A 13,365-nucleotide genomic window follows, 5' to 3' on the forward strand; every position below is an offset into this window, starting at 1 on the left:
CGCGTTGCGGTCTCGGCCGGCGACGACCCGGAGCGGGCGTCGGGCGTCGGGCACGAGGGCGGGCCACTTTGCCTGCCGATCAGGACCTCGCCCGGGAAAGGTCCCAGACCACCTGGCCGTCGGACCGCACCCGGGCGCCCTCCGCCGGGAGGTGCGGGGTGCGCCGGCCGTCGTGCATGAGGTGCTCGACGCGCACCCCGCAGCGCAGGACTGCGACGTCGGCGACGAGCCGGCGGTGGCACCGCCACCACACGCTCTCACTGCACATCATCGCCGTTCTCTGCCGCGCCGCCCGATCCAACAGCTCGGTCAGTGCCGCGGCGAACTCGGTGCTGCGGGTGTGTACGGCATAGGCGGCGAACTGATCGACCTGCCACCACGGGTCCTCACGCGGCTGCCCGGGCGGCAGGCGGCGGCGACCGCCGAGTCGCGGCTCCCAGCGATAGCCGATCCCGGCGTCCGGCAACCAGTGCGTCATCATCTCGCTGCCGACATCGGGATTGCGGCGACTGCCCGGATACCGGCGAATGTCGACCACCGCGTCGACGCCGGCCTGGTTCAGCAGGGTTGTCAGTTCTTCCCGACCGAGCCGGCCGTGCCCCACGGACAGCAACATCGCCTCACCACCTCCCCCTGCCGCAGACCACACCACCTTGGTGCGCAATCGAGGTCGGCGCCGGGCATACCGGACCGGCTAGCGTCGCGTCAGGTGGGCGACACAGGTCTGGGGTGTTTCCCACGGGATCAGCCGATTGTCGGTTTCCGGTGCGCCGAGCCGGTCGAGGACGCCGCGCATCAGTCCGCGATGCAGCGCGCACACGACGTTCGGGCTCTGCCGGGCGACCGATTCGAACGGGCAGGCATGCAACCGGATTCGTATCTCCTCGGGTGTGGACTCGAGTTCGGGGTCGAATCCCATCTCCGCGAACAGGGCGGTGAGGGTGCTCGCGGCGTCGTCGATCGATCGGGCGGACCCGGACCCGGGAGTGTCGGTGAGGTCGTCGAGTGCCCACGCGCGTCCGGCCGCCTCCGCCCGGTCCATGGGGTCGTCCGCGGGGCTCGCCCAGTGCGCCGCCAGCACGCGAGCGAGCTGTTGGTATCCGGAGTCGGCGTGGCCCGGCTCGAGGGGGGCCAGCGCCCGGTAGAGCTGGCGGGGACGGCCGCGCGCCGGATTCCGTTCGGGTTCGGCCGAGACCAATCCGGCGCTGGTCAACACGTCGAGGTGGAAGCGAACCGTGGTCACGTGCAGCTCGCACAGCGCCGCCAGTTCACCGACGGTCATCGGTGTCTGACTGGCCCGCAAGGCGTCCAGCAGCTGGACCCGCCTGCGCGAGGCCAACACTGCGTGCGTCCCGGCGCGTCCGGCACCGGTTCCTTTTCGTATCGCCATACTGTATGACTTTAGAGGAAGGGATTCCTCTAAAAAAGGGTGAGCTTCCCGGAGGTGGCCATGACCTATGTGATCGCAGAGCCGTGCATCGATGTGATGGACCGGGCCTGCGTCGAGGAATGCCCGGTGGACTGCATCTACGAGGGCGGCCGGTCGCTGTACATCCATCCCGACGAATGCATCGACTGCGGCGCATGCGAGCCGGTCTGCCCGGTGGAGGCCATCTTCTACGAGGACGATCTGCCCGCCCGGTGGGGCGCGTTCACCGACGACAACGCCCGGTTCTTCCACAGTCCGCTCCCCGGCGCGAGTGCTGCGCTGGGGATGCCGGGCGGGGCGGGCAAGCTCGGTCCGCTCGCCGCCGACACCGAATTGGTCAGTGGCTATCCACCTTCGGATCCCGCCGCTACCGACAAGGCATTCCCTTGCGACGGCGGTGCATCGTGACTCCGCTCACCGTGGACGTCGTTCCGGTCCGCCCGTTCCCCGCACGGCGCGGGGTCAAGGGGTCGTTGCTCTATAGGGCCGCCACCACCACCGACCCGAAGATGCTGGGTCTGATGTACATGGTCACCTCGTTCGTGTTCTTCATGGTCGGCGGGTTGATGGCCCTGCTGATCCGCACCGAACTCGCGGTCCCCGGACTGCAGTTCCTGTCCAACGAGCAGTACAACCAGCTGTTCACGATGCACGGCACCATCATGCTGCTGCTGTACGCGACGCCGATCGTCTTCGGATTCGCGAACTACATTCTGCCGCTGCAGATCGGCGCCCCGGACGTGGCGTTCCCCCGGCTGAACGCGTTCAGTTACTGGTTGTACCTGTTCGGCGCGATCATCACCGTGTCCGGGTTCCTCACCCCGGGCGGGGCGGCGGACTTCGGCTGGACCGGGTATTCCCCCCTGACCAGCGCGGTGCATTCGCCGGGGGTGGGCGGCGACCTGTGGATCACCGGACTGGCGGTGGCGGGTGTGGGCACCATCCTCGGTGGCGTCAACATGATCACCACCGTGATCTGCTTGCGGGCGCCGGGGATGACGATGTTCCGGATGCCGATCTTCACCTGGAACATCTTCATCACCATGATCCTGGTACTGATCGCCTTCCCCATTCTGGCGGCGGCACTGTTGGGCCTGCTCGTGGATCGGCATCTCGGGGCGCACCTGTTCGATCCGGCCACCGGCGGCGCCCTGCTCTGGCAGCACCTGTTCTGGTTCTTCGGTCACCCTGAGGTGTACATCGTCGCGATCCCGTTCTTCGGCATCGTCTCGGAGATCTTCCCGGTCTTCAGCCGCAAGCCGCTCTTCGGCTACACCGGCCTGGTCTACGCGACCATCGCCATCGCCGCGCTGTCCACCGCGGTGTGGGCGCACCACATGTTCGCCACCGGTGCCGTTCTGCTGCCGTTCTTTTCGCTGATGAGTTTTTTCATCGCGGTGCCCACCGGGGTGAAGTTCTTCAACTGGATCGGCACGATGTGGAAAGGGCAACTCACCTTCGAGACGCCCATGCTGTTCTCGCTCGGTTTCGTGGTGACCTTTCTGTTCGGTGGCCTGTCCGGTGTGTTGCTCGCGAGCCCGCCGCTGGACTTCCACGTCACCGACTCCTATTTCCTCGTTGCGCATTTCCACTACGTGCTGTTCGGCACCATCGTGTTCGCCACCTACGCCGGCATCTACTTCTGGTTCCCGAAGATGACCGGAAGGTTGATGGATGAACGCCTCGGCAGATGGCACTTCTGGACCACGTTCATCGGTTTCCACACCACCTTCCTGGTCCAACACTGGCTCGGCGCCGAGGGCATGCCCCGCCGCTACGCCGACTACCTCCCCTCGGACGGGTTCACTACCCTCAACACGGTCTCGACGATCGGGTCGTTCGTCCTGGGCGGGTCCGTGTTGCCGTTCGTCTGGAACGTGTTCAAGTCCTACCGGTACGGGCAGGTGGTCACGGTCGATGACCCGTGGGGTTACGGGAATTCGCTCGAGTGGGCCACCAGTTGTCCCCCGCCCCGGCACAACTTCACCGAGCTGCCCCGAATCCGTTCCGAGCGCCCCGCGTTCGAACTGCACTACCCCCACATGGTGCAACGGATGCGCGCCGAAGCGTACGTCGGCCGAGGGCCCAAGTCGGTGACGGTCACCGCGGGCACAGTCTCCGAACCCGAGCAAGAAAAGGCCGGCGATGAGTGACACCGCCGATCGCTCCCGCAGTTTCGTGCGGTATCCCGAAGCCGATGCGGCCGCGGCGCATGCACGGTCGTGGTCCGTGAGCGGCGGCGACCGTCCGACCCTGCGCGAAGACTACTGCTGCACCCGCCGACCGGGCACCGTCCGTCGAACCCGAACCCGAACCCGAGCCCGCGTCGCAAGGTGGGTGGCCCATGACTGAGGTGGCGCGCTACACGCAGTTGCTCCTGCCGGTCTTCTGGCTCGGGATGGTGGTGGCGATTTCGTTTCTCGAGGCGCCGATCAAATTTCGGGCCCCGGGCGTGACCCTGGCCATCGGGCTCGGGATCGGCCGGAAGGTCTTCTTCGCGCTCAATGCGGTGGAATTGGTGCTGGCACTGGCGCTGTTGGCGTCGTGCGTCGCCGCGCCACCGGACGCGACCGCGTTGACGGTGCTCGCGCTTGTCACGGTGGTGCTGGTGGTGCAGATCGCGGTGGTCCGCCCGCCCCTCAGTACACGATCGGACCGGATCCTCGCCGGCGAGGACCTGCCACGATCGAGGGTCCACCTGGTCTACATCGGACTGGAAGTAGCGAAGGTCGCACTGCTGATCGCGTTGATATTCCAGCTGTTCCGGGCGGTGGCCTCATGCCTTCCCTGACACCAGACGAACACCCACGCACGGATCTGGCCACTCGCGCCGACATCGAGGACCTGCTCCGCCGCTTCTACGGGCGCGTGCTCGTCGACGACCTCCTCGCCGATCCGTTCGCCGAGATCCGCGAGAGCGGGCTCGAATCACACCTGCCGATCATGTGCGACTTCTGGGAGACCGTCCTGTTCGGGGCCCGCCTCTACCAGGGCAGCGCCCTGCGGGTGCACCGGAGCGTCCACACCCGGCATCGACTCGAGGCACGGCACTTCCTACGATGGCTCACCCTCTGGTCCACCACGGTCGGGCAGATGTTTCATGGTCCGATCGCCGCACACGCCACCGTCCAAGCCACCAGGATCGCCCGGGCGATGCACCGCAACCTGACCGGCACCGACTCCGCCGAACTCGATGCCCTCACCTCCCGACTCCACCATCCGGTCCGCGATGACCACCCCTCTGATCACTCCCCCAGCGGCGACCCCAACGACGGAACGGCATCTCATCGCCGGGCGCACCGTGAGGCCACGGACCTCCCGGAAACCCACCACAATCCGCGCCGAACAGAACACTCAGTGGCCGCAGACAAGCCCACCCGGGGTGCCAGCGACGAGAACGGATGCGTCCGCGACGGCAGAACACGAAAGGAAGTGCATCAACCATGAACCAGAAGACATGGTCGGTGACCATCGTCATCGACGACTACAAATCGGCGGAGACCGGCGCCCAGACACGAGCGAGGGCCCGTCTGCGTACCAGTGGCCCGGCCACCTTCGTGGGAACGGGACTCGCACGGCGCAATCCGCACCATACCGACGTCCCGGAGGTCAGCGATGACATGGCCGCTGCCCGCGCCCTGGCAGACCTGTCGCATCAACTGTACGAAGCGGCCGCGCAGCGGGAAGCGGTCACGCGCAGCGCGCTCACCTCCGCCCGCGCCGCAGACGTTCCTCGGCCTGAACCGGCCGCGCACGAAATGCCCGTCGACCCGATGGCGCGGGCCGGCGCCCGACACCTGTATTCCCCCGGACACTCCTCCACAAGGACATCACGATGAGCGAACACATCTTTCACATAGCCCTCGCCGACGACTGGGAAGGCGCCGCACGATTCGGAGAATACGAAGCGTCCACCCGCGCCCACACACTCGATCAGATCGGATTCATCCACGCCGCGACCGCGGAGCAACTCGCGCACGTCCTCGCCACCGTATACGGTGACGTCACTCTTCCCCTGGCGGTGATTGTGATCGACCAGGACGCACTCCGCGATGCCGGCGTCGACGTTCGCTGGGACGAGATGGCGGGACCGTCGAGTACTCCCGGTCGGTGGGTTCCGCGGATCATGGGAGCGGTGCCACTGGATCCGGACATCGTCGTGGCGACCATCCCGCTCGAGAAACACGGTGAGAATTGGGCCGTCCCCGACCTCTCCGGGTACAGCGTCGACAAGGCGGCGTCGTAGCAATCCCCCACCCGTCAACCCAGATCACCGCTGTCGGCACACGGGGGCCGAAGTGGAGGACAACTGTGCAGATTCGCGCGCGGCCGCACCGGCAACGGTGGCGCGCGGCGTGGCTCGGGCGCGTACGAGTGCCTCACATCACCAGATGTCCGCGAAAGAAGGCCGGAGCCTCGAGATTTCGCCAGTATCGAACATCATCCACTGAGTCACTCACTGAGACAACATGTCACAGAGCGTTCCGGAGAACGATCGCCACCATCACCCCCGACATCGCCACCATCACCCGGGCCATACCCTGGCACCGGCGGCGCGGGTTTCGGGCAATCTGACTCACCGCGCCATCAGCCTGGCGACACACAGTTCGGGTTCGACGAACGGCTCGAGGTGAGCCGAGAGGGCCGGTCGCTGCGGCTTTCGGTTTCCCTCGTTCGCTGACGTGTCCAGCAGACCCTGCAGCAACCCCCGATGCACTCCGCACACCACCTCGGGATGTGCCCGGGCCAGATCCCGTACCGGACACGCGTGCAGGCGAATGATCCGTTCACGTTCGCCCGCGGGGCCGCCGCTGTCCGCCGACGGCCGTGTCGACGGGCCCGGCGCCGAGACCAGCTCGGGGCCGAACCCCATCCGCGCAAAAGCATGTGTCGTACGCGCCGCCGCGTGGTCGAGCGCATCATCGGCATCCGGCTCCGGGGTGTGCCCGCCGTCACCGGTGCCTGCGCTGCGGGAAGCCGCCATCCGCGTCGCCCATTCGTGCCCGGCGTGCTCCGCGCGGCGAGCCCGCGTCTGCACCGTCTGGCCCAGCTCCCTCGCGAGGACGTCGGCGAGAGTCCGGTAATCCACGCGTTCCTCGATCGCCAGGTAGCCGGTACGGGGCCGGCCGGCGCCCGGCCGGTTCATCCGGGTGCGCGTGATCGCACCGTCGTCACACAGCGCGTCCAGATGGAACCGCACCGTCGTCACGTGCACACCGATCTGTGATGCCAGCTCGACGGCGTCCACCGCACCCTCGTGCTCACGCACCATCCGAAGAACACGTTCCCGTTGCCGGTTGCGCGGCACGACATTTCGCCGTGGACCCCGGGTATCGCTGTCCTCGTTCACCTCGTCACCTTACATTCGACCTATTTAACGGATATACTTCCGTTAAATATTAGCCGCTTCAGAACAGCAGAGGTAGGGCATGACGGTCGAGAGCATGTGCGGTCCCGACTTACCGACGACGCAGTTCGAGCTCTTCGGTCCCGAATTCACCGAGTTCGTGTTGCCCTACCAATGCGCAATCGCGACGTTGACCACCAAAGTGCACATCCTGCGACAGGGTTTCACGCACCTGGATCGCCACTGCCCGATCGAGCATGTGTCGGCACGGGTGAAATCCCCCGACAGCATCATGGCCAAAGCGCAGCGTCTGCGCTGCCCGCTCACGGCCGCCGACATTCGCCAGAACATCCGCGATATCGCCGGAGTCCGCATCACCTGCGGTCTCATCTCGGACACCTACCGCGTTGCGGACCTGATCGGCGGTCAGCCCGATGTCACCGTGTTCGAGGTTGAAGACTACATTTCGAAGCCGAAATCCAATGGCTACAAGAGTTTGCATGTGGCAGTGGAGATCCCGGTATTCTTGAGCGACCGAGTTGTCCAGGTACCCGTCGAGCTGCAAATCCGGACAATCGCCATGGACTTCTGGGCCAGCCTCGAGCACAAGATCTACTACAAGTACCAGCGCTCAGTACCCCGCCGACTGTTGCAGGAGCTGACCGAGGCCGCCGACGTCGCACACCGACTCGACAGGAAGATGGAGCGGCTGCACAACGAAGTTGCCGGTCTGAAGTCGGCGGTGGACTCCGACGACGGTCCACTGCGCCTGGGGGCCATCGACCACGAGCATGGCGATCGCTCACAGAACCGTTGCGGGAAACCCCACAACTCGACCGCCGGGCCGTTCGTGCGATACCCACCGGCAGGTGGTGTGGATGTCTGCCGAAACACCACACATCTCACTGACCCGGTGGTGCTGGGCAACACCGCGAGAATGACCCAGCATGCACCCACAACATGCCGACGAAACCCCAATCCGTAAATCCCACGGCACCAGTTTCACTAATCATCAACAGACAGGAGGCCACTCATGTCCACACCAACCTTGCATGTGGATGCCTCGAAGGCGACACCCTCAACCGGTCGAGGACTGCGATTGCGGCTCACGCCCGCCCAGTCCCGCGGATTCGTACAGGGCGCCTGGTGGCCACGATCGACTCGCCTCACCCATGAGCTTCCGGCCCTACTCACGGCCCTCTCCCGACGGTTGGGCCCCATCGACCGGATCATCTACGACGAGAAGGGCTGGGCGCCAGCACCATCGTCTATCCACCACGCAGGCAACACGGTCGCTCTGCGACACTCCAGCGACCAGTCGAGCAACACACTGGCGGTCACCGGCGAGAAGTTCGGGCGGCTGGTCCTGCTGGTGGTTCCTCCCTACACCGACCCGATCCTCGCCTATGCGACCATGATGACGGCGGCGAGTCCGCGCGACGTCTCCACCGCCGACGAACTGCTCGCGATCGGTGCCCGCGAGGCCGAGGATCGCCGGCTGGCACTGCTCGCCCAGCACCGCTGGGAGTCCGAAGGCGGAGCACTACGCCACCGTGGAGACACGCCTGCGCCGCCCCGCCGCACCGGCGACCGCGCCGGGGTGCGACGCAGCTGAGTGACACCCAGGAGGAGACACGTTTCTTCCGGCTACTCTGCCTCCGCCACAGCGATTTTCGCTAACGCCGGTCAGGGCGCCAGCACCGAGTGACTGTTGGACAACCCGCGCGAGAGCCGCCCGTCGAGCCACGCGCGAAACGTTGTCCGCCGGACGCGAGGTTCCGCATACCCCACGTCGTGCGAGGGGCGGGGAGGTGGTCATCGTGTTCCAGAATTCGCCTGTTGATGAGCGCCCCCACGGCACTGAAGCGTCCACAACCGCTGAGAGTATTCGTCACGTGCTTGCAGGAATGCAAGACAATGGGGTCAATGACTTTCCATGCCGGCGGGTAGCTCGGCGCATGACCGACGGCCTCACCGAGGAGGCAGGACCCCCAAGTTCGACTTCCCCAGGATGGCCCACCGTCTGGTGCTCGTGCTGGCCCTTTTCAGCGCCGCTCCCCCTGCCAGCACCAGTCGCATAGCCGTGAGGCACTGTCGTTCCGGCCCACTCACATTACCGCGCGCACAGGGAAGTCCGCCGGTACAGGTGTTGCTTGATACAATCGTCGTGCACACCACGGCACGGGACTTGATCCACGGGACCAATGTCGTTTGCGTGCCGTGGGACGCGAAAAGTGCTCCTCCGATGGGATTCTCACGTCGAGGCTCTGTCTCAGTGGAAGTATGATGCGTATGCGAAGACGCTGGCCGGCCGCACCCCCACCCGCGTGGCGCGGGGTGGGTATTGTTCACGGGCGTTCCGTTCTCGCTGCCGACCTCGGGATCACCGTCGAACTCGTCGACCTTCTTCGCTACCCGGCCGGGGTGGAACTGCGTCTTGCCCTCACCGCCTTCGGGCACGCGGCCCAGCAGGCACGCTATGAAACACGACCGCTGACCGACCCCGGGGACCCGTCGCCGCGGTGGTCGTTCCTCCGAACGCACGTGCGCGCCATGGATCTCACGGGCGAGGCCGACCCGTACCAGGCCCCGATCCTGTCGACCGGAACGAGGCGGTCAATCGACTTCCGCACCGCGCCGCGGTATTGGATAGACGGTATCCCCGCGCCGGCGTCGCTCACGGTGACCGTGGAATGGGTCCGGATCGGTCTGGCGGCGATGTCGTCGACCATCGAGATCGGACCCGTACCCCACGCCCTCCCCTGGTAGGACTGCGCCAGGTGGTGCGGTGGCACGGTCGGCAGGTACCGATCCCATGAATGGGTGCGCGTGGACGTTCGCGGGCGGTGGCGTAGCGGGCCAGGCCTGCCAGCCGGATGTGGGTGAGCAATCGCTGGGTGGCGAGGAAGAGGTGGGCGACGGTGACATGGCGGCGTCGCGGTGCCCGCCGAGCCAGGAGGGCTCGACATAATGGTCGCAAATGGCCAGTCCGGGCCCGGTTTCGACGTTTCCGGTAGTCGTGCTCGATGCGACATCGGATCGGACGTCGTGGCGTAGCGCACCAGCCGGTTACCACGGGAGCGGGCAGTTCACCGCAACAGCAAACTGAGCGCGGGTGGTGTCGCCGTTCCGTCGAGGCACTCGTGTATGCGACGGAGGGTGGCCGCACAATCGGACCGCTCGGTGGGGTCGAGTTGGTCGAGGATGCGACGCAGCTCGTCCTGTCGTCGAGCATTCACCTGCTCGACGACGGCGCGCCCCCGCGCCGTCGGTTCCAGGGTGACGACGCTGCGATTCGATCGATCCGCGCCTCGACTGAGGTGTCCGGAGGCGAGGAGACGATCCGCGAGGCGGGTGACCGTCGATGCGGCAACACCCAGTGCTCGCGCCGCCTGACCCGAACTCACTGTGCCCTCCTCGCTGAGCACCATCAGCAGCCTCAGCTGCGGCAACGTGACGTCGACGTCGCCGCCCTCGATGCTGCGCAGCGCCACACCCACGAGATCTCGGGTGGCGACTTCGAATGCTCGCAGATCCTCGGGACTCGTGCTCACCGACTCGTCGTCACCGCCGTGTTTGTGCATAGCTCAAGTATTGCAGAAACTAAGGCTTGCATGATGCAAGAACTTGGGTAGCGTGGTGGGCACTGGACCGCCGCGCCGCGCTGAGGTGACCTCGTCAGTAATGTTCGAGCTTCGCCCCGATCCGGGCCCGCGCAGCGACACGAGTACCCAGCCCGCTCGAGAGGAAATGAGGCCTCAGTGCACAGAGATTCTTCGCACCCTATGAACCCCGCGTCCGCATGGAAGATTTTGCGGCAGGGAAACGAGCGATTCGTCAACGGAACCCCACTGCATCCCAACCAGGGGATCGCGGACCGCGCGACGCTCGTCGACCGGCAGCACCCCACCGCCGTGTTGTTCGGATGCGGAGACTCGCGAGTCGCCGCCGAGATCATCTTCGATCAGGGTCTCGGTGACGTGTTCGTCGTGCGCACCGCAGGCCACGTCCTCGACGACGCCGTTCTCGGCTCGATCGAGTACGCCGTCGAAATCGTGAACGTTCCGCTCATCGTCGTGCTCGGCCACGACGGCTGTGGTGCCGTGAAGGCGACGCTCGACGCGCTCGACAACGGCGCGGTGCCGGACGGATTCATTCGCACCGTCGTCGAACGCGTGGCACCGTCGGTCATGACGGGACGCCGCGAAGGGCTCTGCACCGCAGACGAACTCGAAGCCCATCACGTCGTGGAGACCGGCGCACTTCTTGCGCAGCGCTCACGCATCATCGCCGGACGCATCGAGGCCGGTACCTGCGCCATCGCGGGCGTCACCTACAAGCTGTCCGACGGCCGAATACACCTTCAGGGGACGGTGGGAGACATCGGCGAGCCCGGCGACCGACTCCCCAGAGCACCACGACTTCCGTCGGATCCGAGACCACATCACTTACCACCGGCGGATAGCGCGGGCGGGGCACCGGCGCGGCAGGGCGGCGCAGCCTGACCAGTCGATGCCCGAGAAGAGGGCAGCGTCGCACCGATCGGAGGATCCCCAGTGAGCACCGCGCTGTACTTCGCCGGACTCAGCCTCATCGGTATCGGAGGACTGGGCGACGGCTTGATCCGGGGATTGAGACCGGTCCGCTCACCATGGCGCACACAAGATCTCGATGGGCCTGGCCCTGGCCGGCGTCCTCTGCTGGACTGTCCGGGCCGTCGTGCCCGATTAACCGCTATGGTGGAAGATCGTCGCCTCCGTCTTCGTGTTGACGATAGGTGTTCTCCTGACCATGCGATCACGGTTCCTGCCCAGTCATCAGTGCTGCGAATCCGACGAGTGACGGAATCCTTCCCGTGCACCAGTAGTCACCACCGACCGGTCGCGGGCATCGGACAGCGGAGGGGATCGTTGACCAGCGCGGTCGGCCCGGTTCCCCCTCGGTGGCGAGGCACCTGCCGCGACGCGCGGTTCGCGGGAGCCCGCTTCGGGATGCGTGGCCGGAACTGGCCCTGCAACACGAATCCAAGCAACTTGCTAAGATTCGCAAGTAACACACCCTGCGGGAGCTGTAGGTTGCAGGCGAGGCAGCAGGCCCCGCGCCGCATCGAGAGGCCCAACACATCTCGCCGGCACCGGATCGACCCGGACGACAGGAGGCATCATGGCCGCGAACTCGCGCCAACCGCTGTATCAAATGAAGGCGGACTTCTTCAAAACGTTGGGGCACCCGGCACGCATCCGGGTTCTCGAGCTGCTCAGCGAACGCGAACACGCCGTCTCCGAGATGTTGCCCGAGGTGGGCATAGAGCCGGCGAACCTGTCCCAGCAGCTGTCGATCCTCCGACGCGCAGGCCTGGTCACCGCCCGCCGCGAGGGCCTGTCGGTGTCCTACGCGCTGACCTCCCCCCGCATCGCCGAGCTGCTACGCGTCGCACGCGGGATTTTGACGGGGGTGGTCGCCGGGCAGGCCGAGATGCTCGAGGACCAACCCGCACCTCCCGCCTTGGTGGGCGAGACCGGGGGCTGACGGGGCCCACCCAGGCAGAACCCCACAGCACAAGTATTAGTTGCGAATTTTCTAAAGTACATATATTGGAATCATGAGCGGCGGAGATGCGTCTCTCGGATCCGGAAAGAGAAGTGGACGGTGACGACCAATCACGACGGTCACGCCAGCGGGCCGCCCGACAGGCCCGCGATGGCGTTGACGGGAATCGCTGTCGCGGTGCTCGCCGTGTCCGCCACCCGTTCGCCCAACGCGGCCGGGTCGGGGCGGACGCGGACCCCGTGGGCCGCGATGGAGGATTACGCGGCCCTCATCCGGGACCGGACTCCGATGCGCGCGCTCAGCGTTCCGGTGACCACGGACGACCCGCACGTGCTGACCGAGCGCATCCTGGGTCTCCCGACGGCGGTGTCCGCGGTGTTCGTGGTCGGGTTGAGGCTCCGGGAGTCCGCTGCGGTGGTGCGTGAGGTGACCGAGCGCGGCGGGCCCGTGGTCCTCACCGAACTGGACGTGCTGACGGCGGCGGTGGCGGCCGCGACGATCACCACCCTGCGCCGCCGCGGCGTCCCGCCACGCGCGGGCCGGGTCGTCATCACCGGCGCCTCGTGGGCACCATTGCTGGCGCCGGTGTTGATCGCCTCCGGGGTCGGGGATCTGAGCAGCTGGCACGAGCGTGATGCCGAGGTGTTCCCGCTGCGCCGGTTGATGGACCGCAACGACGTCCTGATCGATCTGGCCGGCTGCGCCCCGGAGGGTGCGGCAGTCGGCCGCACGGTGGCGGTTCCCGCCGACGGCTTCCCGTACGGCGCGCTGGTGCTGCCCGGGCTGCTCGCCGCGCTGTGTGGGCACGAGGTGCGGGCCCTGACGGTCGAGGCGGTGGCCGCCTGTGTGCGGGCGCTGGCGCTGATCACCCCCGCCGACCAGCTGCTGCCGTCCGTCGATGACCGGCGGCTGGTCTCCGCCATCGCCCGCCACGTGAGCCGGGCCCTCGGCCATCCCGTCCCCTATCGCGATCCACATCGGTGATCCACCGCACCGCGCCGCAAGCAGCACATTCTGTCGAATATCTTTTGAAGGAGAA

The 13,365-nt window shown here is 66.5% G+C and carries 16 protein-coding genes and 1 pseudogene; 13 read left to right on the plus strand and 4 right to left on the minus strand.

Annotated elements, in window-relative coordinates; genetic code table 11:
* Positions 1-79: 79 nt before the first annotated feature.
* Positions 80-616, minus strand: coding sequence for a DUF488 domain-containing protein (locus HYG77_RS32180; protein WP_208963712.1), 537 nt, complete (start codon positions 614-616; stop codon positions 80-82).
* Between the two features lie 78 nt (positions 617-694).
* On the minus strand, positions 695-1,390 hold the full coding sequence (locus HYG77_RS32185) for a helix-turn-helix domain-containing protein (RefSeq protein WP_208963713.1): 696 nt from the start codon (positions 1,388-1,390) through the stop codon (positions 695-697).
* Between the two features lie 60 nt (positions 1,391-1,450).
* Here HYG77_RS32185 and fdxA point away from each other — a divergent pair, with 60 nt between their 5' ends.
* The 6 genes and pseudogenes from fdxA (at position 1,451) to HYG77_RS32215 (ending at position 5,675) form a co-directional block, all read left to right on the plus strand.
* Positions 1,451-1,837, plus strand: coding sequence for a ferredoxin (gene fdxA, locus HYG77_RS32190; RefSeq protein ID WP_208963714.1), 387 nt, complete (start codon positions 1,451-1,453; stop codon positions 1,835-1,837).
* A complete protein-coding gene (ctaD, locus tag HYG77_RS32195; protein WP_208963715.1) occupies positions 1,834-3,582 on the plus strand; it encodes a cytochrome c oxidase subunit I in 1,749 nt (582 codons plus the stop codon). The genes fdxA and ctaD overlap by 4 nt, the downstream gene beginning before the upstream one ends.
* A gap of 191 nt (positions 3,583-3,773) precedes the next feature.
* Complete coding sequence (locus HYG77_RS32200; RefSeq protein ID WP_208963716.1) at positions 3,774-4,220, plus strand: hypothetical protein; 447 nt, start codon at positions 3,774-3,776, stop codon at positions 4,218-4,220.
* Entirely contained in the window at positions 4,208-4,876 is a 669-nt protein-coding gene (locus HYG77_RS32205; RefSeq protein ID WP_208963717.1) for a group III truncated hemoglobin, read from the plus strand. The genes HYG77_RS32200 and HYG77_RS32205 overlap by 13 nt, the downstream gene beginning before the upstream one ends.
* Positions 4,873-5,157: pseudogene (locus HYG77_RS32210) on the plus strand (dsRBD fold-containing protein); the annotation flags it as partial. The gene HYG77_RS32205 and the pseudogene HYG77_RS32210, both read left to right, overlap by 4 nt.
* 107 nt (positions 5,158-5,264) lie before the next feature.
* A complete protein-coding gene (locus tag HYG77_RS32215) occupies positions 5,265-5,675 on the plus strand; it encodes a DUF952 domain-containing protein (protein ID WP_208963718.1) in 411 nt (136 codons plus the stop codon).
* Positions 5,676-6,005: 330 nt separating this feature from the next.
* Here the strand turns inward: HYG77_RS32215 and HYG77_RS32220 are convergent, their stop codons facing one another.
* Positions 6,006-6,737, minus strand: a complete 732-nt coding sequence (locus HYG77_RS32220) for an HTH domain-containing protein (protein WP_348273606.1) — start codon at positions 6,735-6,737, stop codon at positions 6,006-6,008.
* A 121-nt stretch (positions 6,738-6,858) separates the two neighbouring features.
* Between HYG77_RS32220 and HYG77_RS32225 the strand changes: the two genes are divergently transcribed.
* The 4 genes from HYG77_RS32225 (at position 6,859) to HYG77_RS32240 (ending at position 9,747) form a co-directional block, all read left to right on the plus strand.
* Positions 6,859-7,761, plus strand: a complete 903-nt coding sequence (locus HYG77_RS32225) for a GTP pyrophosphokinase family protein (protein WP_208963719.1) — start codon at positions 6,859-6,861, stop codon at positions 7,759-7,761.
* Positions 7,762-7,875: 114 nt separating this feature from the next.
* Positions 7,876-8,391: a DUF5994 family protein gene (locus HYG77_RS32230; protein WP_208964232.1), complete on the plus strand. Its 516-nt coding sequence runs from the start codon at positions 7,876-7,878 to the stop codon at positions 8,389-8,391.
* A 722-nt stretch (positions 8,392-9,113) separates the two neighbouring features.
* Positions 9,114-9,545, plus strand: coding sequence for a hypothetical protein (locus tag HYG77_RS32235; RefSeq protein WP_208964233.1), 432 nt, complete (start codon positions 9,114-9,116; stop codon positions 9,543-9,545).
* A gap of 19 nt (positions 9,546-9,564) precedes the next feature.
* Positions 9,565-9,747: a hypothetical protein gene (locus HYG77_RS32240; RefSeq protein WP_208963720.1), complete on the plus strand. Its 183-nt coding sequence runs from the start codon at positions 9,565-9,567 to the stop codon at positions 9,745-9,747.
* Positions 9,748-9,865: 118 nt separating this feature from the next.
* Here the strand turns inward: HYG77_RS32240 and HYG77_RS32245 are convergent, their stop codons facing one another.
* Positions 9,866-10,360, minus strand: coding sequence for a MarR family transcriptional regulator (locus HYG77_RS32245; RefSeq protein WP_208963721.1), 495 nt, complete (start codon positions 10,358-10,360; stop codon positions 9,866-9,868).
* Positions 10,361-10,561: 201 nt separating this feature from the next.
* On the opposite strand from HYG77_RS32245, the gene HYG77_RS32250 reads away from it, so the two are divergent.
* The 3 genes from HYG77_RS32250 to HYG77_RS32260 all read left to right on the plus strand — a co-directional run bounded on the left by HYG77_RS32250 (position 10,562) and on the right by HYG77_RS32260 (position 13,310).
* Positions 10,562-11,281 carry a carbonic anhydrase gene (locus tag HYG77_RS32250; RefSeq protein WP_208963722.1) on the plus strand — a complete coding sequence of 240 codons (720 nt, stop codon included), beginning with the start codon at positions 10,562-10,564 and terminating at the stop codon, positions 11,279-11,281.
* 658 nt (positions 11,282-11,939) lie between these two features.
* Complete coding sequence (locus tag HYG77_RS32255) at positions 11,940-12,305, plus strand: metalloregulator ArsR/SmtB family transcription factor (protein ID WP_208963723.1); 366 nt, start codon at positions 11,940-11,942, stop codon at positions 12,303-12,305.
* A 120-nt stretch (positions 12,306-12,425) separates the two neighbouring features.
* The gene (locus HYG77_RS32260) at positions 12,426-13,310 is read left to right on the plus strand and encodes a hypothetical protein (RefSeq protein WP_208963724.1); all 885 of its coding nucleotides are present in this window, start codon (positions 12,426-12,428) and stop codon (positions 13,308-13,310) included.
* The last annotated feature ends 55 nt before the right edge of the window (positions 13,311-13,365 follow it).

This window comes from Rhodococcus sp. ZPP, from assembly GCF_017656075.1.
Classification (GTDB): domain Bacteria; phylum Actinomycetota; class Actinomycetes; order Mycobacteriales; family Mycobacteriaceae; genus Rhodococcus_F; species Rhodococcus_F oxybenzonivorans.